The sequence below is a fragment of the Micromonospora sp. DH14 genome, assembly GCF_029809455.1.
GTDB lineage: Bacteria > Actinomycetota > Actinomycetes > Mycobacteriales > Micromonosporaceae > Micromonospora > Micromonospora parva.
On record NZ_JARVKT010000034.1, the window covers coordinates 12,866 to 32,437 of the forward strand.

18 protein-coding genes are annotated in these 19,572 nt (G+C 72.9%); 4 read left to right on the top strand and 14 right to left on the bottom strand.

The genetic code is table 11. The features are described from left to right. The first annotated feature begins 124 nt into the window (after window positions 1-124). Entirely contained in the window at window positions 125-679 is a 555-nt protein-coding gene (locus QCZ28_RS29170; protein WP_279519620.1) for a low molecular weight phosphatase family protein, read from the top strand. On the opposite strand, the gene QCZ28_RS29175 is transcribed toward QCZ28_RS29170, so the two are convergent. Further along, complete coding sequence (locus QCZ28_RS29175) at window positions 660-2,123, bottom strand: polysaccharide biosynthesis tyrosine autokinase (RefSeq protein ID WP_279519621.1); 1,464 nt, start codon at window positions 2,121-2,123, stop codon at window positions 660-662. The genes QCZ28_RS29170 and QCZ28_RS29175 overlap by 20 nt on opposite strands. 337 nt (window positions 2,124-2,460) lie before the next feature. Between QCZ28_RS29175 and nhaA the strand changes: the two genes are divergently transcribed. After that, window positions 2,461-3,819 (top strand): Na+/H+ antiporter NhaA, encoded by a 1,359-nt coding sequence (nhaA, locus tag QCZ28_RS29180; RefSeq protein WP_279519622.1) that lies wholly within the window; start codon window positions 2,461-2,463, stop codon window positions 3,817-3,819. Window positions 3,820-3,897: 78 nt separating this feature from the next. On the opposite strand, the gene QCZ28_RS29185 is transcribed toward nhaA, so the two are convergent. The 10 genes from QCZ28_RS29185 to QCZ28_RS29230 form a co-directional block, all read right to left on the bottom strand. Next, a complete protein-coding gene (locus tag QCZ28_RS29185; RefSeq protein WP_030338041.1) occupies window positions 3,898-4,095 on the bottom strand; it encodes a hypothetical protein in 198 nt (65 codons plus the stop codon). Between the two features lie 4 nt (window positions 4,096-4,099). Further along, the gene (locus QCZ28_RS29190; protein ID WP_156058029.1) at window positions 4,100-4,423 is read right to left on the bottom strand and encodes a hypothetical protein; all 324 of its coding nucleotides are present in this window, start codon (window positions 4,421-4,423) and stop codon (window positions 4,100-4,102) included. Further along, window positions 4,420-4,782 carry a DUF1622 domain-containing protein gene (locus QCZ28_RS29195; protein ID WP_279519623.1) on the bottom strand — a complete coding sequence of 121 codons (363 nt, stop codon included), beginning with the start codon at window positions 4,780-4,782 and terminating at the stop codon, window positions 4,420-4,422. Before QCZ28_RS29195 ends, QCZ28_RS29190 begins: the two co-directional genes overlap by 4 nt. A gap of 39 nt (window positions 4,783-4,821) precedes the next feature. Next, the gene (locus QCZ28_RS29200) at window positions 4,822-5,409 is read right to left on the bottom strand and encodes a TMEM165/GDT1 family protein (protein ID WP_030338044.1); all 588 of its coding nucleotides are present in this window, start codon (window positions 5,407-5,409) and stop codon (window positions 4,822-4,824) included. Window positions 5,410-5,626: 217 nt separating this feature from the next. After that, complete coding sequence (egtD, locus tag QCZ28_RS29205) at window positions 5,627-6,592, bottom strand: L-histidine N(alpha)-methyltransferase (protein WP_279519624.1); 966 nt, start codon at window positions 6,590-6,592, stop codon at window positions 5,627-5,629. A gap of 20 nt (window positions 6,593-6,612) precedes the next feature. Continuing rightward, window positions 6,613-7,386, bottom strand: coding sequence for an ergothioneine biosynthesis protein EgtC (gene egtC, locus QCZ28_RS29210; protein WP_279519625.1), 774 nt, complete (start codon window positions 7,384-7,386; stop codon window positions 6,613-6,615). Between the two features lie 43 nt (window positions 7,387-7,429). Next, window positions 7,430-8,776: an ergothioneine biosynthesis protein EgtB gene (gene egtB / locus QCZ28_RS29215; RefSeq protein WP_279519663.1), complete on the bottom strand. Its 1,347-nt coding sequence runs from the start codon at window positions 8,774-8,776 to the stop codon at window positions 7,430-7,432. Window positions 8,777-8,796: 20 nt separating this feature from the next. Next, the gene (gene egtA / locus QCZ28_RS29220) at window positions 8,797-10,032 is read right to left on the bottom strand and encodes an ergothioneine biosynthesis glutamate--cysteine ligase EgtA (RefSeq protein ID WP_279519626.1); all 1,236 of its coding nucleotides are present in this window, start codon (window positions 10,030-10,032) and stop codon (window positions 8,797-8,799) included. Between the two features lie 155 nt (window positions 10,033-10,187). Continuing rightward, window positions 10,188-11,006, bottom strand: a complete 819-nt coding sequence (locus tag QCZ28_RS29225; RefSeq protein WP_279519627.1) for a hypothetical protein — start codon at window positions 11,004-11,006, stop codon at window positions 10,188-10,190. A 16-nt stretch (window positions 11,007-11,022) separates the two neighbouring features. After that, window positions 11,023-11,652: an RNA polymerase sigma factor gene (locus tag QCZ28_RS29230; RefSeq protein WP_279519628.1), complete on the bottom strand. Its 630-nt coding sequence runs from the start codon at window positions 11,650-11,652 to the stop codon at window positions 11,023-11,025. Window positions 11,653-12,189: 537 nt separating this feature from the next. Between QCZ28_RS29230 and QCZ28_RS29235 the strand changes: the two genes are divergently transcribed. Both QCZ28_RS29235 and QCZ28_RS29240 read left to right on the top strand, forming a co-directional pair. Further along, window positions 12,190-13,560: a serine/threonine-protein kinase gene (locus tag QCZ28_RS29235; protein WP_279519629.1), complete on the top strand. Its 1,371-nt coding sequence runs from the start codon at window positions 12,190-12,192 to the stop codon at window positions 13,558-13,560. Window positions 13,561-13,683: 123 nt separating this feature from the next. Then, entirely contained in the window at window positions 13,684-14,946 is a 1,263-nt protein-coding gene (locus QCZ28_RS29240) for a nucleotide sugar dehydrogenase (protein ID WP_279519630.1), read from the top strand. A gap of 91 nt (window positions 14,947-15,037) precedes the next feature. Here the strand turns inward: QCZ28_RS29240 and QCZ28_RS29245 are convergent, their stop codons facing one another. The 3 genes from QCZ28_RS29245 to QCZ28_RS29255 form a co-directional block, all read right to left on the bottom strand. Next, window positions 15,038-17,512 carry an ABC transporter permease gene (locus tag QCZ28_RS29245; protein WP_279519631.1) on the bottom strand — a complete coding sequence of 825 codons (2,475 nt, stop codon included), beginning with the start codon at window positions 17,510-17,512 and terminating at the stop codon, window positions 15,038-15,040. A gap of 147 nt (window positions 17,513-17,659) precedes the next feature. Continuing rightward, window positions 17,660-18,325: a response regulator transcription factor gene (locus QCZ28_RS29250; protein ID WP_279519632.1), complete on the bottom strand. Its 666-nt coding sequence runs from the start codon at window positions 18,323-18,325 to the stop codon at window positions 17,660-17,662. Then, complete coding sequence (locus QCZ28_RS29255; RefSeq protein ID WP_279519633.1) at window positions 18,322-19,545, bottom strand: histidine kinase; 1,224 nt, start codon at window positions 19,543-19,545, stop codon at window positions 18,322-18,324. The genes QCZ28_RS29250 and QCZ28_RS29255 overlap by 4 nt, the downstream gene beginning before the upstream one ends. Window positions 19,546-19,572: the final 27 nt, after the last annotated feature.

Here is a 19,572-nt window from a genome sequence, read left to right on the forward strand (position 1 = left end):
AGCACAGCCGGTGGGCGTGCGGCCCGCGTACGATGCCGACAACCCCTCCTTGCGCGGCCACCGGCGTCGACGCACCGCCCTCACGGTGTGCGCGCCCGCGTCCGCACCGATGAGAGGGGCACCGATGCCTGATCGCGTGTTGTTCGTCTGCCACGCCAACCTGTGCCGTTCGCCAATGGCCGAGTACCTCGCCCGTCGGCTGCTGACCGACCGACCCGTCGAGGTGGCCAGCGCCGGCACCGACGCGATCGACGGGTTGACCATGCACCCGTACGCCATGGAGGTCGCGGCCGAGAGCGGCGCGGACCCGGCGGCGTTCCGGACCCGGGTGCTGCGCCCCGAGTACCTGGTCGACGCGACGCTCGTGCTGACCGCGACCCGGCGCCAACGCTCGGCCTGCACCGCGTTGGCGCCGGGAGCGCTGCACCGGACGTTCACGCTGCGCCAGTTCGGACGGCTGGCCGCCGCGGCCGAGCCGCCCGTCGGGTCGGCCGAGGATCCGCTGGGGGCGGCGATCGCCGCCGCCACCCAGGCCCGGGGCCGACTGCAACCGGCCGCCCCGGACGCGGACGACCTTCGGGACCCGATCGGCGGCACCGCCGCCGACTTCCGACTCTGCGCCGAGGAGATCGAACGGTCGCTGCGACCCCTCGCCGCGCTCATCGGGGCAGCCGGGTGAGTTCCTGGGTGTGGTCGGCGACGCCGTTGACCCCGGTGATGGTCTCGCTGTGCCGGCCGGACGCGGCCCGGTCGGCCGGCACCGAGGCTCCGGTCGCCGACGCGACCACCCGGTAGGCCTCGTACTGGTACGCCTCAGCCTTGGCCACCTTGGCCATGTTCAGCACACAGCCGAGCAGCCGGACCGAAACCGCGTGCAGTGACCGGGCCGCCGCGGCGACCTGGGTGCGCGAGGTACGGCCCTGCTGGGTCACCAACAGCGCGCCGTCGGCCTGCACGGCCACCACCACGCCGTCGGTCACGGCGAGCAGCGGCGCGGTGTCGATGATCACGATGTCCGCGGACTCGCGCAGCGCCAGCAGCAGGTCCGACATGGCCTTGGAGCCGAGCAGCTCGCTCGGGTTCGGCGGGGCGGACCCGCTGGGCAGCACCAACAGCGACTTGTCTCCCCAGCGCTGCACGACGTCGCCCACCTTCACGTCGCCCACCAGCACGTCGGTGAGGCCGACGCCGGCGTCGAGGCCCAGGTAGTCGTCGACCTTCGGTCGGCGCAGGTCCGCGTCGACAAGCAGCACCCGCCAGCCCGCCTCGGCCAGCGCGATGGCCAGGTTGCAGGAGAGCGTGGTCTTGCCCTCGCCCTGCAGGGCGCTGGTCACCGCGATGACCCGGGCCGGCTCGTGGACGTCCACGAAGCGCAGGTTGGTGCGCAGCTTGCGGACCGCCTCGGCCCGCGCCGAGGTGGCGGCGTCGCCCACGATGAGCGGGGCGCTGCGGGCGCTGGCCTCGAACGGGATCTCACCGAGCAGCGGGCTGGCGGTGGCGCGTTGCAGTCCGGCGGCGTCGCGCAGTCGGACGTCGGCGACGCCGCGCAGGATCGCCAGGCCGATGCCGAGGATCAGGCCGATCAGACCACCGAGGGCGAGGTTGCGCACCGGTTGCGGCGAGACGGGGTTGGCGCTGACCCGCGGGCCACTCACCACTTCGATCTTGATGGGCGCCTTGCCCTCCGGCGTCGTCTCGACCTTCTGGACGAGTTCGACGAACTTGCTGGCGAGGCTCTCCGTCACCCGCAACGCACGGGTCTGGTCGGTGTCGGTGACCGAGGCCCGCAGCAGGACGGTGCCGGTCTCGGTGGAGGTGCTCACCCGGCGCTGCACCTCGTCGGCGGTGAGGCCGACCGGAGTTTCGGCCACCACGCTCTGCGCCAGCCGGTCGCTGCTGAGCAGGTCGGCGTACGACTTGACGCGCTGTTGCAGGAAGAGCCCGCCCTGGTAGGCGTCGGTGACGCCCGAGTTGGGGGTGGTGACGAAGAAGGTCACCGAGGCGACGTACCGGGGTTGGGCCCGTACGGTCACGAACGCCGAGACGCCGAGGGCCACCATGACCGTGACCAGCGCGACCCACCAGTGCCGACGCACGTGGCGCAATTGGCGGAGCAGGTCCATCAGGAGCGCCTCCGTGTCGGTCCGGTTACGCCAAAGAACTTCACGAAAACCCCCAAGGTCGTCTCTAAACTCGTGAAACCATTAAAGCGGCTCATACGACTTATGTCCGGAGTTATGCATTTTCCGGCGACGTGATGCGCGCCCGCTTGACCAACCCGACAAACACCCATTCGGCAGCGGCGACAACCGGGAAAAAGTCGCCGGCCGATCGGACGGCAGCCGCTCGGGCCGGCCGTCGCCCCGCCCGAGCCGCCGGATAGGGTTGACAACGGTGTGCCGGGAAGCCTGGTCGGCGAGTGGATTTTTGCCGTCCCGACTCCCCTAGGTGAGCCCGCAGATGACCTCCCACACCCCGCCATCAGGGCCGCGCCCGCCGAAGAACCGACTGTTCTCCCGGTCGTCCTGGCCGGAGGCCCGGCACCTGGCCGACGTGCTCCGCACCGAAACCGTCGGTGGCGCGCTGCTGCTGGCCGGCGCCGTGATCGCGCTGATCTGGGCCAACTCCCCGTGGTCCGACTCGTACACCCGGCTCAGCCAGGCCGTGCCCTGGCCGGGCGCCCCCTGGCACCTCGACCTGGACGTGGCCACCTGGGCGGCGGACGGCCTGCTGGCCATCTTCTTCTTCGTGGTGGGCCTGGAACTCAAACGGGAGTTCGTCGCCGGGGAACTACGCGACCCGCGCCGGGCCGCGCTGCCGGTGGCGGCCGCACTCGGCGGAATGCTGCTGCCGGCGCTGATCTACGTGGCGGTGGTGCTGAGCGCGGGCGGCGACGGCCTGCGCGGATGGGCCATTCCGACCGCCACCGACATCGCTTTCGCGCTCGCCGTGCTCGCGGTGGTCAGCTCACATCTGCCGCAGGGCCTGCGCGCATTCCTGCTCACCCTCGCGGTGGTCGACGACCTGTTCGCGATCACCATCATCGCGATCTTCTACACCGCCGATTTCCAACCCCTTCCGTTGCTCGCCGCGTTGGCGCCGATCGCGCTCTTCGCGGTGCTGGTGCAGCGGGGGCGTACCTGGTGGTGGGCACTGATCCCCCTCGCGGTCGCCGCCTGGACCCTGATGCACGCCTCGGGCGTGCACGCCACGGTGGCCGGCGTCCTGCTCGGCTTCAGCGTCCCGGTGCTCGCCCGCCGACCGCGCGGCGGCGGCCAGCCGGCCACCGCCGACGCGGGAGCGGACCAGGGCGGCCTCGCCGCGCGCCTGGAGCATCGCTGGCGGCCGGTGTCGGCCGGCCTCGCGGTGCCGATCTTCGCCCTGTTCGCCGCCGGGGTCACAGTGCGCGGCACCGACCTGGGTGCCCTGTTGCGCGACCCGATCGTGATCGCCATCGTCGCCGGGCTGGTGTTCGGCAAGAGCATCGGCATCTTCGGGTCGACGTTCCTGTTGGCCCGGTTCACCCGCGCCGAACTGGACGAGGACATCACCTGGACCGACCTGCTCGGGATCGCCCTGCTGGCCGGCGTCGGGTTCACCGTCTCGCTGCTCATCGGCGACCTGGCCTTCGGCGCGGGCAGCACCGCCGACGACCGGGTCAAGGTCGCCGTCCTGCTCGGCTCGGTGATCTCCGCCGGGCTGGCCGCCACGGTGCTCAGCCGCCGCAACGCGACGTACCGGAGGGTGGCGCAACGGGAGCGAATGGACGCCGACGGGGACGGCGTACCCGACGTCTACCAGCACCCCGACGCCCGCTGAACCGTCCGACCCGGGGTGCGCACGACGCGGCCTGACGAGCACGGGCTCGTCGCCGCGCCGGCGGCCCGGGGCCGGCGGTCAGTGGCGACGGTCGGCGGGCGGCAGGTCCTCGGTCTCCTCGGCCAACGCCTCGGCGGTCGGCCCGGTGAGGTCGTCGCCCGGCACCGCCACCGCCTCGGCGCGGTCCTGCTCGTCGGGCTTCCCGCCGGGCTGCGGCTCCGGAGCGGTGGCACCGCCGGCGAAGCCGTACTCGTTCGGTTCGTCGTGCCGACCCATCTGGTCATCCTCCCGATTTACCGATTTCACCTGTCGACGCCAACGGTAGGTGGTGATCGTCGTCGGCGCAGCGGGCCGGGGATTGTCGGCCGGACCATGGTGCTGGCCTGCTCAGCGCCGCCCCGAGCAGCTGACGCAGGGCGATGATCGCCACCGCGCCGGCCAGCCCGTTCCAACCCGGATCGCCGGCGAGCCGCAGCAGGCCCGCCGCGGTGAGCAGGTCCAGCAGGACGCGTACGCCGCTGCGCAGCGCGCGGGCGCTGAGCGCGGTGACCACGCCAGCAACCAGCGCCAGCGCGGTGACCGCCGTGACCAGGACGCCCGTCACCGCCGACGCTCGCCCTCAGCCACCTGACGCTGCTCCTGGCGGATCTCCCGGCCCAGGAAGTAGTTCAGCGCCGTTCGGATCGTCGCGATCGCGGCCAGTTGGCCGATCTGCGTGAACGACGGGGACACCGCCGTACGCAGCACGTCGGCCGCCAGCTGGAACTCCAGGCCGAGGGTCAGAAACCGACCCAGCGAGAGCCGGATCGGCGTGAAGCGGGCGGCGGTGCGGTGTCGCAGCCCCTCGACCACGAACCGCACCGCCGCCCACACCGCGCCAACGAAGATCACCAGCGCGCCGGCCACCTCCACCACCGCAACCAGCACCTGGTCGCCCTGGCGCAACAACTCGGCCGGGTCCACCCCGGGCCGTTACCCGCCCACGGGGCAGCTAGTCGGCGCTCAGGTCAGCTCGTTCACCGCCTCCAGAATCAGCCAGAGACCGGAGATGGCGAAGAGGATCGCGGCGCCGTACTTGATGGTCTTCTCCGGCAGCCGCCGACCGAGCATCCGGCCGACCAGGATGGCCAGCGCGTCGGCGGCCACCATGCCGATCGTCGAGCCGAGCCAGACACCGAACCAGCCGTACTTGGTGGCGAGCGTGATCGTGGCCAGCATCGTCTTGTCGCCCAGCTCGGCGAGGAAGAACGCCACCGACACCGCCACCAGAGCGGTCTTGTTGGTCTTCTCGGCCTTGCGCTTCTCCTCCTCGGTGAGCTTGTCCCCGCGCAGCGTCCACGCACCGAACCCGAGGAACGCCACGCCAGCCACCAGGGAGATCCACTCGGTGGGCAGCACCGCCCCGAGACCCGCGCCGATGGCGACCGACGCCAGATGCACCACAGCGGTGGCCACCGTGATGCCGATCAGCACCGGGATCGGTTTGAACCGCGTGGCGAAGGTCAGCGCCATCAGCTGGGACTTGTCCCCCAGCTCGGCGACGAAGATGACGCCGAAGCTGACGACCAGCGCGGCGAAAAATCCCTCCATGACGTCCTTCCCGTTCACGCCGGGAGGAGGAGACAGGGGCGCCCTCGACCCGGCTGCAACAGCCTGAGTCGAAGGTCTCGCCCGCCCCGGCAGAACCGGGGCCGCGTGGCCGGATGCGGAACGCACCAGTATGTCGACCACGACATTGGGGGCTACTCCCCTTCGCGTGGTCAGCCTATCGGATCACCTCCGGCCCGACCGGGTCGGGTGAACAGGCTCACCGCGCCCGCGCCAGCGTGACGCCGAAGAGGGCGTCTGGCTCGGTCCAGAACTCCTGGGTGGCGAAGCCGGCGGTGGCCAACTCCGCAGCGATCCCCTCCCGGCGGAACTTCGCCGAGACCTCGGTACGCAGCTCCTCCCCCGCCGCGAAGTCGACGGTCAGCCCCAGCACCCGCACGCTCATCGGCCGGGTCGCCCGCAACCGCATCTCGATCCACTCATTGGCCGAATCCCAGACCGCGACGTGCTCGAACGCGCCCGGGTCGAAGTCCGCGCCCAACTCGCGGTTGATCACATGCAGCACGTTGCGGTTGAACTCGGCGGTGACCCCGGCGGCGTCGTCGTACGCCGGCACGATCACCGACGGGTCCTTCACCAGGTCCGTGCCGAGCAACAGCCAGTCGCCGACCTCCAGCGCCGCGCGCATCGCCGTGAGGAACTCGGCCCGCTCGACGGGCAACAGGTTGCCGATGGTGCCGCCGAGGAACACCACCAACCGCCGACCGCCGGTGGGCAGCCGGTCCAGTTGCCGGGTGAAGTCCCCCACGATGCCCCGGACCCGCAGGCGGGGATAGTCGGCGGCGATCTCGGCGGTGGACCCGCGCAGGGCACTGACCGACACGTCCAGCGGAACGAACGTGCCCAGCCCACCCTGGCGGGTGAACGCGTCCAACAGCAGCCGGGTCTTCTCCGACGAACCGGAACCCAACTCGATGAGCGTCTTCGCCCCGGTCAGCGCCGCGATGTCGGCAGCGTGCGCGGCCAGCACCGCCCGCTCGGCCCGGGTCGGGTAATACTCCGGAAGTCGGGTGATCTCCTCGAACAGCTCGCTGCCCCGCGCGTCGTAGAACCACTTCGGCGGCAGCCACTTCCTCCCGGCGCTCAACCCGGCCCGAACGTCGTCACGCAGGCCGCGCTCCAGGTCACCCTCTTCGAGGTAGATCTCCAGGGGTTCGGCTGTCATCGGTTCGCTCCTCTGTTCGATCAGTTGCGTGCCTGCCCGGCGCGGCGCACCGGAGCCGGCAGTGGACGTACCCGCAGCTCGCCCGCAGTGGCGACGACAAGGTGCCCCTCCGGCACCGACCGCCACCCGGGATCGTCGTCATGCGGCTCGGAGGCGAGCAGCACCGAACCCGGCGACTCGCGGACCGACAACGCGTGCCCCGCCACGCTGGCCACCACCCGGTGCCCGTCGGTGAGCAGCAGGTTGAGCCGCGACCCGGCAGCGGCGGCGGCGACGTCGGTCACCGTCCGCCCCACCGCCTCGACCGGGTCGACGCCGGCGCGCAACCGATGCCGCACCAACGCCCAGAGCAGCGCCGAATCGGTGGCCGCGTCCAGGGTGAGCAGGTCACGCACGGGCAGACCGGTGGCGAGTGGCACCACGCTGTCCGGCCAGCCGCGGACCACACCGTTGTGGCTGAACAGCCAACGCCCCTCGGCGAACGGCGCCGCCGCGCCGTCGAGCACCGCCATCCCCACCGTGGCCGACCGCACCGCCGCCAGCACCGCGCCACTGCGCGTCACCGCGGCCAACTGCGCGATGGTCGGATCGCTCCAGATCGGCTGCGCCCGCCGGTACCGCACCGGCTCACCCTCACCCGGATACCAGCCGACACCGAACCCGTCGGCGTTGATCGTGCCGCCGCCGCGCATGTCGCGCGGCGCCCAGGACTGCCGCACCAACGAGTACGGCGGCTCGAACAACAGCTCGGCAAGGGTCACCGGCGGCCCCAGGTAGGCCAGGTGGCGGCACATCAGCGCCCACGGCCCGCCGCCGGGCCACCGGTCGTGCGGCCACTCACCGGTACGACTCGTCCGGTCGCACGTCCCGGGCGCAACGGAAACCGCTGAAGATCTGCCGGCGGATCGGATAGTCCCAGTTGCGGAAGGTGCCCCGACAGGCAGAGCGGTCGGTGCCGAACGAGCCACCCCGCAACACCCGGTAGTCCTCGCCGAAGAAGACCTCCGAGTACTCGCGGTACGGAAACGCGGCGAACCCCGGGTGCCCGTCGAACGTCGTCGAGGTCCACTCCCAGACATCACCGATGAGCTGGTGCACACCCAACGGCGACGCACCCGCCGGGTACGCGCCCGCCGGCGCCGGCCACAGATGACGCTGATCGAGGTTGGCGTGCGCCTCCGACGGGTCGTCGTCCCCCCAGGGGTAACGACGGGACCGCCCGGTCGCCGGATCCCACCGGGCGGCCTTCTCCCACTCCGCCTCGGTCGGCAGCCGCTTGCCGGCCCACGCCGCGTACGCCTGCGCCTCGTACCAGCACACATGCACCACCGGCTCATCGGCGCGCACCCGATCCCACCGACCAAAACGCCGGTACGACCAGTCGTCACCGTCGCGACGCCAGTGCATCGGCGCGCTGAGCTGCTCGCGAACCCGATGCTCCCAACCCGCCGGGCTCCACCAACGCCGCTCGGTGTAGCCCCCGTCGGCGATGAAGGCCGCGTACTGGCCGTTGGTCACCGGCGCCGCGTCGATGGCGTACGCCGGGAGGTCCACCCGGTGCGCCGGGCGCTCGTTGTCCAACGCCCACGGATCGGTGTCGGTGCCCATGATGAACTCACCCGCCGGCACCAGCACCTCCCCGCCGACCCGCGCCGACGGCTCCGGCGGCGGCGGGGCGTGCAGCACCGCCGGCCCCGAACGCAGCTGATGGGTGGCGAGCATGGTCTCGTCGTGCTGCTGCTCGTGCTGCACGATCATGCCGAACGCGAACCCGTCGGCGACCAGCGGCCGCTCGGTGAAGGCCACCGCGTCGAGCAGGTCGTGCACCTTGTCCCGAACCGTGGCCAGATAGGCGCGCGCCTCCGCGGGCGGCAACAGGGGCAACGCGGGACGGTCCCGACGCGGCTGCTTGAACGCGTCGTACAACTCGTCGATGTCACACCGGACCGGCTCCCGGCCCCCGACGTCACGGACCAACCAGAGCTCCTCCTGGTTACCCACATGGGCCAGGTCCCAGACCAGCGGCGACATCAGCGGTGAGTGCTGGCGCATCAGGTCGCCGTCGTCGACCACCTCGGTCAACAAGGTGGTACGGGCACGCGCCCGCGCCAACTCCGCCGCGATGCGGTCGCGCAACCGCTCCCCGTGAACACCGCTCTCCGTTCGCGACTGCGAGGCTCGCAACCCCGGCTCACTCCTCGCGCTCACTGGTCTCTCCTCTCTGCGGCGGCCAGCCGTCGGCGTACCCCTTGTTGGATCTCGTCGTGGGTGCTGGCCGGCAACTCCAGTCGGGGTAGGGCGGTCAGGGCAAGGTCGAGCAGGGCCGCCGCGACGGCGGCCAACGCCGGGTCGGCCAGACCGTGCCGGGCGGCCGCCGACCAGCGGTGCGCCACCGGCATGGCGACCGCGTACGCCTCGCGCACGGTGCCCGGGTCGTCGAACAGGGCGGTCAGCACCGCCAACGGCAGCCGCCAGTCCCGGTCGGGCTGGGCGTCCAGGTAGCGCAACTCCAGGTAGCCGCGCGGTCGCACCGGCGGGAAGAGCGTGCTGACGTGGTAGTCGAGGTCATCGGTGGTGGGCGACTGCGGCAACGCGCCGTCGAGCCAGTCGGCGAAGGTCACGCCCGGCGGGGCGGCCCAGTCGGCGTCCCGCCGGCGCAGACACAGCAGCGGCGCGGCGAGCACATAGCTGACCCAGGCGTCGATCGGATCGTCAGCGGCACGGGCGGGTGACCAGACCGGGCGGGTCCGGGCCGGGTCGATGGCCAGCCAGGCGGCCATCCGGGCGGATGCCCAACCGGTGCGCCGCCCGGCGTGTCGGGCGGCGGAGGCGAACGCCGCGAGCAGTGGCGGCCCGACCGCGTGGGCCGCTGCCCAGCGGTCACCGACCTGGTCCGCCTCACCGGCGTCGAGGCAGACCTGCAGGCCGGCGGTGCTGTACATCATCGTGCGGCCGGCCGGGCCACGGCGGTCGAAGGTGTCGCGCATCGCGCGGTAACGGGGGGTCTCCACCACCGGGCGGGGCCGTCGGTGGGGGTCGATGCCGCTGCGGCCCAGGATCAGCCCGGCGGCGGCCAGCAGGTCGGTGACCTGGGCGATATCGGCCTCGGTGGCGCTGATCAGCGCGGCGACCGAGGGGCGGGGCGGGGTGGAGATCTCCAACTGGCCACCCGGCTCCAGGGTGACGGTGCCACCGTTTCGCAGCGGCTCGGCCGGGCTGCCGGCGTCCAGCGTGGCGGGGGTGTGCCGCCCCAACGCCGTCCGCAGCCGCGTCGCGTCGACAGGGCGGGCGGGATCGGCGGCGTCGTGCACGGTCCATTCCAGTTCGACGCCGGTGTGGGTGGGCGGCCCGGTCTTGAAACAGATCCGGACGAGGTGTCGGACCGCGGCTGCGGAATCGCGCAGGATGGTGCTGCGGTCCAGGTCGGGTGACGTCACCACGGGTCGGACCCCCTCTCCGTGTGCCGGTTTCGGCACTTCGCGCCACCGTAAACCCACCCACCGACACCGTCGGTGGGCGTGCGTGCCGCCAATCTCTGTCTAACAGACGAATTTCCGGCGCAGGGCGGAACCAAACCGTCTCGGCCGCCTACTGTTCAGCCGCCGGTGGGATGGCCTGGTCGCGGTGGTGACGGCGGGGCTTTCGCCGCCGGGGACGGCTTGGTCTTCGCCGACTCGGACGGGGTGGCCTTCGCCGACTCGGACGGCTTCGTCTCCGGCACCAGGCGCTGGCAGTACGCCTCGACGTCGGCGGGGCCGCCCGCGGCGGTCACCAGCGGGTGGAAGCCCGGCGTGCGCAGCGCCTTCTCCCGCTGGTCGGGCTTCTTGGCCCGCCACGCGCCGCACATTCCGGGCAGCTGGTTGGCGAGGGCGGGACTGGCCGATGGCGTGGCGGTGACGGACGACGACGCGCCCGGCGACGGGACGCCCGGGGCCACCGACCGACCTGACTCGTCCGACCGGGACGTGCCCGGCTGCGGCGACGGTGACGAGCCTGACGGGGCCGGCGCGACGGGGTCCGGTGCCCGGTCCCGGGTGACCGCGGCGAAGGCGGCCCCCGCGGTGGCGGTGGCGGCCACCGCGCCGATCCAGGCCACCACGCCGGTCCGGATCCGACGACGACGGGTCGGCGGCGGCGCGGCTGCTGCCGGGTCGGCCCGGGCGGCCCGGAACGCGGCCAGCGCGGCCTCCTCCCCGGCCAGCTCGCCGGCACGGACCGGCCCGGCAGCGGCGGCGAGCAACGCGGCCACCGGCTCGGTCGGGGGCACGTTCGGGCCGGTGGCGTACGCCTCGGGCGCGGTCGCGTCCGGGGGCGTGGCGGAGTGACGCTGGGCCGGCGCGGTGTCCAGCCGGGTGCGGGCCGAGTCGAGCAGCCGCTCGCTGTCGGCGTGGTCGGCCCGCCGGAACGGGTTCATCGGGAGTCCCCTCACGTCAGCCGTCCGCCGGTTCGGCCTGCGGTGCCCGCCGGGCGGGGCCGCTGCCCGCACGCGGCGGCGTCCCCTCGGTCGCGACCGGCGACCCGGTCGGGCTCTGCCGCTCCAACAGCACCGCCAGCCGTCGTAGACCCCGGTGAGCGGCGGTCCGCACGGCACCGGCGCGGCGGCCCAGCACCCGGCCGGCGGATCCCGCGTCCAGGCCGATCACGGCCCGCAAGAGGACCGCCTCGGCCTCCCGGGGCGGCAGGGTGGCGATCAGCGCGAGCGCGGTCTCGGTACCGATCGTCTCGCTGGCCCGCTCGGCGGTGTCCGCGTCGCTGGCCAGATCGACGAGCGCCTGCACCGGGACCGGGAGCGAGGGGCGGCGGCGCATCCGGCGGAGATGGTCCATGGCGCGGTTCCGGGCGATGGTGACCGTCCAGGCCCGGAACTCGCCGCCGGTGAAGCCGGGCAGGTCACGGGAGACCTGCAGCCAGGTCTCGGAGGCGACGTCCTCGGCGTCGGCCCCGACAATGGCGGTCAGGTACCGCAGCAGCCCGGGCTGGAGGCTGCGGTAGAGGAAGCGGAACGCCTCTTCGTCTCCGGCCTGCGCGGCGCTCACCACCTCCGACAAGTCGTCGGTCATCCGCGGCCCACGCATCGCCCGGGGCGGACCCGCCCGACCAACGGCACCGGGGCACGGCAGTGGGTACGAGTCGTCCGCCCGTTCAGCACCACGCCCGCACCGCCCTCCGCCGCTCTCGTTGTGCCCGCGACCACGATTGTCGGGGCGGCGTGTTTGGGGCCGACGCCAGGGGGTCGATCGGCGCGCTGCCCGCCGAGGTAGCCGGGAGGGCCCGAGCCGGGGCTAACGCTAGGAGGGGGCTCACGACGCGACAAGTCGGCGTCGTGTCACGGAAGAGTGACAATTCTCAGTCCTGCCGGGCGGCGCGTCGCGGTAACGGCCGGTGAGCAGGGAACACGAACCGCGTTCGGAGGCGGTTTCTTGCCACCGTTAAGGGCTTGAACGACGGAATTTGTCGCTTTTCGTGACACCACATATCCGCTGCGTCACCAAGGGTGAGCGTCCACACAGGTCACAGCGAATCAGCCAACCTGAACCAGCCACACGGCGGCCCTGCCACGGCGCGCCGGCCCGAGCCGCGCTAGGTACGGTAAGGCGGTGCTGTCATCGGAGGTCGTGCTCAGCGGTCGCTACCGCTTGGACGAACGTGTCGCCACGGGCGGCATGGGCGACGTTTGGCGTGCCTCCGACCTGATCCTCGGCCGACAGGTCGCGGTCAAGGTTCTGCTGCCGGCGCTGGTCTCCGACCCGGACTTCATCGCCCGGTTCCGCGCCGAGGCCCGGATCATGGCGGCGCTGCGGCACCCCGGCATCGTGCAGGTCTTCGACTGCGGCGCGGACGACCTGCCTGACGGTGGCCGGGCGGACTACCTCGTCATGGAGTTCGTCGCCGGTGAGCCGTTGTCCAAGCGGATCGAGGCGGCCGGGCGGCTCGACGTGGCCGAGACGATGTCGATCGTGGCCCAGGCGGCGGCAGCTCTCAACGCGGCCCATCGCGGCGGCATCGTGCACCGCGACGTCAAGCCCAGCAACCTGCTGGTGCAGGAGGACGGCACCGTCGTCCTGGTCGACTTCGGCGTGGCCCGCTCCACCGACATCACCAGCATCACCAGCACCAACGCGGTGCCGGGCACCGCCCTCTACATGGCTCCCGAGCAGGCGGCCGGTCGGCCGGTCAGCGGCGCCACCGACATCTACGCCCTGGGCGCGGTCACCTACTGCTGCCTGACCGGCAGTCCGCCGTTCACCGGCGACAACCCATTGCAGGTCGCCGTCCGGCACCTGGACGACGAGCCGCCGGAGCTGCCACACGACATCCCGGAGGCGGTCCGCGCCCTGGTGTCGCGGGCCCTGGCCAAGGATCCGCTGGAGCGGTTCACCAGCGGCGCGGCGATGGCCGAGGCCGCTCGGACGGCGGTCACCGACGGCGAGCCACCGACGGCGATGGCCACCCCTGTCGCGCTGCGCAACGCCGGGCCGGGCACCCGCACCGACGTGCCGGTGGGCGCGGCGGTGGCGAACGAGTCAGGGCTGGCGCGGCGGCGAGGCCCGCTGGTCGGTGCGGCCGCGGCCATGCTTGTCGCGCTGGTCGGGCTCGGTGCGGCACTGGCCGCGCAGCGCCACGTGGGCGACGATCCGGCGGTCCATCTGCCGACCACCGCGCCGACGGTGGCGCCGAGCGGTCCCGTGGACCTGCCCGCGGCCAACGAACAGATCACCAGCGTCGACCCGGGCCGACCCGACCGCCCACGGGCACCCAACAACTCACCGTCGGTCTCGGTCTCGGCCACGCCGAGCCTGGAGCCGAGCCAGACCGCCACCTCGCCGACGCCGACGGCGGTCGTCACCAGCGCACCGCCGACCAGCGCGCCACCGACCAGCCCGCCACCGACCGATCCGACGCCGCCGACCACGCCGCCCACGACCACGAGCGCGCCGGCGGACCCGGAGGTGCCGGCCGGCGGCTGAGCCGCGCGCCGTCGACGTCCCCACAGTCCCACCGGCACCGATATCCCCAAAACGGACTTACGTCACCGAAGACGCCTCTAGGCTCTCAGCAGGCCATTTACACCATCTGCTGCGGGAGCCTGGGTGAGCGCTGAAAAGCTGGTCGTCATCGGTCAGGGGTATGTGGGACTGCCACTGGCCATGCGGGCCGTCGAGGCGGGGCTCGACGTGGTCGGGCTGGACGTCGACGCCGACCGGGTGAAGCGTCTCGCCTCCGGCGAGTCGTTCGTCGAGGACATCCCGGCCGACCGGCTGGGCCGGGCGTTGGGCAGCGGTCGCTACCACCCCAGCACCGAATACACCGACGCCGACGGGTTCGACATCTGCGTGATCACGGTGCCGACCCCGCTGCGCGACGGCACCCCCGACCTGAGCTTCGTCGAGCAGGCCGGCATCGGCATCGGCCCGTACGTACGCCCGGGCTGCACGGTGATCCTGGAATCGACCACGTACCCCGGCACCACCGAGGAGCTGCTGCGCCCGCTGCTGGAGTCGGCCAGCGGGCTGACCAGCCCCGGCGACTTCCACCTGGGCTACAGCCCGGAGCGGATCGACCCGGGCAACCCGACCTGGCGCCTGGAGAACACCCCGAAGGTGGTCTCCGGTGTGGACGGGGCGTCGCTGGCCCGGGTGGACGAGTTCTACCGGCGCCTCGTGGAACGCACCGTGCCGGTGGACTCCACCCGCGTCGCCGAGCTGACCAAGCTGATCGAGAACACCTTCCGCCAGGTCAACATCGCGCTGATCAACGAGCTGACCATGCTCTCGCACCACCTGGACATCGACGTCTGGGAGGCGATCGACGCTGCCTCGACCAAGCCGTTCGGTTTCCTGCCGTTCCGGCCCGGCCCCGGCGTGGGCGGGCACTGCCTGCCGATCGACCCGTGCTACCTGTCCTGGCAGGTTAAGCGCCGCCTCGGGCGTCAGTTCCGGTTCATCGAGCTGGCCAACGACGTCAATCACGAGATGCCCGAACACGTCGCGCAGCGGATCATGGCGGGGCTGAACCGGGACGGTCGGGCCGCCAGAGGCGCCCGGCTGCTGCTGCTCGGTCTGGCCTACAAGAAGAACACCGGCGACATGCGGGACTCCCCCGCCGTCGACGTGGCGCGACGGTTGCAGGCCCTCGGCGCCGAGGTGCACGCCGTCGAGCCGTACGCGGAGGCGCACCAGTTCCCCGGCGGGGTCACCATGGTCGGGCTCACCGAGCGGGAGGTGCGCGCGGCCGACGCGGTGGTGGTGGTCACCGACCATGACGTCTTCGACTACGACCTCGTGGTCACGCACGCCCGCTACGTCTTCGACACCCGCAACCGGTGCGTCGGCCCGATGGTCGAGCGCCTGTAGACCCGGCACCGCTGGCCGGTCCCGCCGCCGGGGAAGAGGGCGGGACCGGCCGGCGATGTCCGTCCGGTGCCACTGCCGACAACCCGGCCGGTCACTGGTCGGCGAGCGCCTCGACGACCGGGCGGGACAGGGCCCGGCGGGCCGGCAGCACCGAGGCGAGCAGGGCGGCCAGCACCGCCACGCCGAGGATCAGCCCGAGCTGACCGAACGGCAGCACCACCTGGAAGTCGCCGCCGAGGCGGTCCAGCAGGGCCATCGTGGACGCGCTGACCCCGGTGCCGAGCCCGACGCCGAGCACCGCGCCGACCACCGCCATCAGCACCGCCTCGACGGCGAGCACGGCCCGCATCCGCCCCCGGCTGAGCCCGACCGCCCGCAGCACGGCGTTCTCCCTGGTCCGTTCGAGCACCGACAGGCTCAGCGTGTTCGCCACGCCGACCAGGGCGATCACCACGGCCAGGCCGAGCAGCGCGGTGACGAAGGCGAGCAGCATGTCCACGGTGCCGGTGAGCATCTTCTTGTATGCGCCCTGGTCCATGAGGTTCACCGTCGGGTACCGGCCGAGCACGGCCGTGATCGCCGCGCGGGCCTGATCGGCGCTCACCCCGGCGGCGGGGTCGATCTCGGCCAGGTAGCCCCGCTGGGCGGGGAAGAGCGCGGCGAAGTCCTGATCGGACAGGTCGATGACGTGACCCGCCGGCACCGCACCGCCGGGGGTGTCGTCGGTGACCACGGCGGCCACCCGCAACGACCGGCCGGCGACGGTCACCGGCGAGCCGACCTGCCAGCCACGGGAGCGCGCCAACTCGCTGTGCACCAGCACCTGCCCCGGACCGACACGGTCGGCGTCGCCGGCCAGCACCCCGCTCAGCGTCCGAGCGACCAGCGCCGGGTGGACCGCGCGGATCTCGACGTCGTCGACGACCACGCTGCGCTGCTCGTGCACCACCCCCAGCTCGGGACGGGCGGTGAGCTCACCGACGAGCGCGGCCGGCAGGTCCTGTCCGATTCCGCTGACCACAAAGTCGGTGCCGATCTGGGCGTCGACGCTGCGTTCGATGCCGTCCTTGGTGCTGCGCGCGCCCACCATGAACGCCGAGACCAGTCCGATCCCGATCACCAGTGCGGTGGCTGTCGCGGCGACCCGCCGCGGATTGCGCACCGTGTTCGCGACCGCCAGCTCACCGGGGGTGCCGAGCACCCGTCGTACCGGCCAGCCGAACACCCGGGCCAGCGCCGGGACGAGCACCGGCCCGAACAGCACGATCCCGAAGAAGCTGAGCACCCCGCCGGCCGCCACCAGCAGCAACTGCCCCGCGCTGGCGGCACCGGCCAGCGCGGCGACCCCGACGGCGAGCACCACCGCGCCGGCGGTCAGCCGGAGCCGACCGGCACCCCGGCTGGGCTGCACCGCGGCGTCGGTGAGCGCGGCCACCGGGGCGATCCGCGTTCCCCGCCAGGCCGGGAGCAGGGCGGCGCACACGGTGAGGCCGGTGCCCAGCAGCAGGCCGGTCAGGACCGTCGAACCGGTCACGGTCAGGCCGCCGGTGACCGGTACGTCCAGTCGGGACAGCAGGAGCCGCATCGCACCGGCGAGGGCCACCCCGATCAGCACTCCGAGCGCGGAGGCGACCGACCCCAGCACCGCCGATTCCAGCACTGTGGACCGGAAGACCTGCCCCCGGGTGGCGCCGATCAGGCGCAGCAGCGCGGTCCGTCGGGTGCGCTGTGCCAGCACGATCGCGAAGGTGTTGGCGATCACGAAGCCGGCCACCACGATCGCGACCCCCACGAAGATCAACAACAGCATGCGGAACTGGTCCACGTTGCGGACCGCCTCCTGCACCGCCTCGTCGAGGATCTGCTGGCGACTCTTCACCGTGGCTTCGGCGCCGGCCACGGCGCGTACCCGCTCGGTCAGCGCCGCGACGTCGGCGCCCGGGCGGGCCGCCACCATGACGCGGCCGTAGCCCCGCTCGCCGGTGAGGGCCAGCGCGTCCGGCCCGACCAGGCCGACGAACGGACCGCCGACGTCGCGGGAGGTGCCGGCCACGTCGACGGTGCCGACCAGCGTGTACGGGCGGGCCGCCCCGCCGGTGGCACCGATCCGGACCGTCGCGCCGAGCCCGAAGCCCTGCTCGGCCGCTGTGGGCGCGTCGAGCACCACCTCACCGGCCCGGTCGGGCAACCGGCCGGCCACCACGTCGTACGAGCGCAGCGCGTCCTCGGTGGGGACGGCGACGAGCATGGTGAAGCCGAGCACCGGCCGACCGTCTGCGCCGACGATCCCGGCGGTGTTGGTCAGCTCACCGGCTGCGGCGGCCACCCCGTCGACCGCCCGCACCCGGTCGACCAGGGCCGGGGGCAACACCTCCCGGCCGGTCGAGTAGACACCCAGGTCGGTGTGGCGGTCGAAGGTGCCGGCCCGCTCGTACGCGCCGGTCCGCATCCCGTCGACGAAGATCATCGTGCCGGCGACGAACGCGACGCCGAGCACGACGGCGAGCGCCGAGAGCAGCATGCGCAGCGCCTCGGCACGCAACGAGCGCAGGGTCAGGCGGATCATGCGGGGCTCCCGGTGCGGGTGGCGGATCGGACCCCTCCGACGCTATGGCCGGCACCGTTGAATCGATCTCCACCTGCGCGCTCGACCTGCCTGCGCCAGGGGTCGCGGTGCGCCCGCCGTCCGCTACGACCCAGGTCGTACGCGGGGTCATCCGCCGGGCGTGACCAGCCCGCTCTCGTACGCCAGGACCACCGCCTGGACCCGGTCGCGCAGCTGGAGCTTGGCCAGGATCCGCCCGACGTGGGTCTTCACCGTCGCCTCGGCGACGTGCACCCGGGCGGCGATCTCCGCGTTGGACAGCCCCTGGGCGACCAGCAGCAGCACCTCCCGTTCCCGTTCGGTGAGCTGGGCGAGCCGTGGGTCGCCGCTCGGGGCGGCGCCGAGCTGCCCGGCGAACCGGTCCAGCAGACGCCGGGTGATCGACGGAGCCACCACCGAGTCGCCCTGGGCCACCACCCGGATGGCCGCCAGCAGCTCCTCCGGTGGGACGTTCTTGAGCAGGAATCCGCTCGCCCCGGCCTGTAGGGCGGCGAACGCGTCCTCCTCGGTGTCGAAGGTGGTCAGCACCAGCACCCGGGGCCCGTCCGCGGGCCGCTCGGCGCAGAGTCGCCGGGTCGCCTCCACCCCGTCCATGGTGGGCATCCGGATGTCCATCACGACGACGTCGGCCTCGGTGCGGGCGAGCACCCGCAGGGCGTCCGCGCCGTCGATCGCCTCCCCGACGACCTCAAGGTCGGGCTGGGAGTCCAGCACCATCCGGAACCCGGCGCGGACCAGCGCCTGGTCGTCCACGATCACCACCCGGACCGTCATGCCGCGATCACCTCCGTTGCCGGCTCCGACGGTAGCGGCAGCCGAACCTCGACCTGCCAGCCCCCGGTCGGTCGGGGGCCGGCGGTGAGGCTGCCGTCGTACACCGTCACCCGCTCCCGCATGCCGAGCAGGCCGTGACCGCCGGGCGGCGCCGGGCTGACCAGCGGGCGGCCGCGACCGTCGTCGACCACCCGGACCACGACGGCTTCGACGGTGTACGACAGGACGACCTCGACGCTGGCGCCGACCCCGGCGTGCTTGAGCGCGTTGGTCAGCGCCTCCTGCACCACCCGGTAGACGGTCAGCTCCAGGCCCGGCGGCAGGGTCGGTGGCGTACCGGTGGCGGTGCTGCGGACGTGCAGGCCGGCGTCGGCGAACCGGGCCAGCAGGTCGGGCAGCTCGGCCAGGGCGAGGCGCCGGTGCTCGGGGTCGGCCGCCACCGCCGGCCCCGCTGCGTCGTCGTCCCCGCCGGTCGGGCCGGCGTCGCGCAGGACCCCGACCAGCCGGCGCATCTCTTCGAGGGCCTGCCGGCCGGTGTCCGCCACCACCTTCACCGCGGTACGCGCCTGGGCGGGGTCACGGTCGAGCATGAACCGGGCACCGTCCGCCTGGACGATCATCACGGCCATGCTGTGCGCGACCACGTCGTGCAGCTCACGGGCGATCCGGGTGCGCTCCTCGGCGACCGCAGCCCGGGACTCGGCCTCCCGTTCGCGTTCCAGGGTCGCGGCCCGCTCCTCCAGACTGAGCACGTAGAGCCGGCGGGTGCGCACGTTCAGCGCTACCAACCACACCGCGCCGGTGACCAGCGCGTACCACAGCGCGGTCACCCACCACTGGATGACGTTGGGGGTCTGCGCGGCGGCCAGCAGCACCCCGACGGCCGCGACCGCGCCGGCCAGCACGCCGTCGCGTAGCCGCCGCCCGTACTTCACCACGCTGTAGAGCGCGATCAGGACGGCCACGTCGTAGATGAGCGGACCCCACCGGGCGACCACCTGGATGAGAGCGAGCACCGCGACGGCCACCGTGACCACGCCCGGGTGGGTGCGGCGGAACAGCAGCGCCACCGCCATGCCCACGCCGACCGCCGTGGCCGCCCAACCGCCCGGCTGGCTCACCGCCGCGGCCAGCGAGACGAGCACCACCAGGGCGGCGACGGCCACGTCGAAGGCGACGCCGCGCAGCGAGCGGCCGAGCACTGTGCGTCTCACGGTCACCCAGCGTACGTGCCGGGACGGGCGGCC

Excerpts from the sequence above, each read along its gene's own strand:
- QCZ28_RS29170 (WP_279519620.1), top strand. The coding sequence starts at position 125 with ATGCCTGATCGCGTGTTGTTCGTCTGCCACGCCAACCTGTGCCGTTCG.
- QCZ28_RS29175 (WP_279519621.1), bottom strand. The coding sequence starts at position 2,123 with ATGGACCTGCTCCGCCAATTGCGCCACGTGCGTCGGCACTGGTGGGTC.
- nhaA (WP_279519622.1), top strand. The coding sequence starts at position 2,461 with ATGACCTCCCACACCCCGCCATCAGGGCCGCGCCCGCCGAAGAACCGA.
- QCZ28_RS29185 (WP_030338041.1), bottom strand. The coding sequence starts at position 4,095 with ATGGGTCGGCACGACGAACCGAACGAGTACGGCTTCGCCGGCGGTGCC.
- QCZ28_RS29200 (WP_030338044.1), bottom strand. The coding sequence starts at position 5,409 with ATGGAGGGATTTTTCGCCGCGCTGGTCGTCAGCTTCGGCGTCATCTTC.
- egtD (WP_279519624.1), bottom strand. The coding sequence starts at position 6,592 with ATGACAGCCGAACCCCTGGAGATCTACCTCGAAGAGGGTGACCTGGAG.
- egtC (WP_279519625.1), bottom strand. The coding sequence starts at position 7,386 with ATGTGCCGCCACCTGGCCTACCTGGGGCCGCCGGTGACCCTTGCCGAG.
- QCZ28_RS29225 (WP_279519627.1), bottom strand. The coding sequence starts at position 11,006 with ATGAACCCGTTCCGGCGGGCCGACCACGCCGACAGCGAGCGGCTGCTC.
- QCZ28_RS29230 (WP_279519628.1), bottom strand. The coding sequence starts at position 11,652 with ATGACCGACGACTTGTCGGAGGTGGTGAGCGCCGCGCAGGCCGGAGAC.
- QCZ28_RS29245 (WP_279519631.1), bottom strand. The coding sequence starts at position 17,512 with ATGATCCGCCTGACCCTGCGCTCGTTGCGTGCCGAGGCGCTGCGCATG.
- QCZ28_RS29250 (WP_279519632.1), bottom strand. The coding sequence starts at position 18,325 with ATGACGGTCCGGGTGGTGATCGTGGACGACCAGGCGCTGGTCCGCGCC.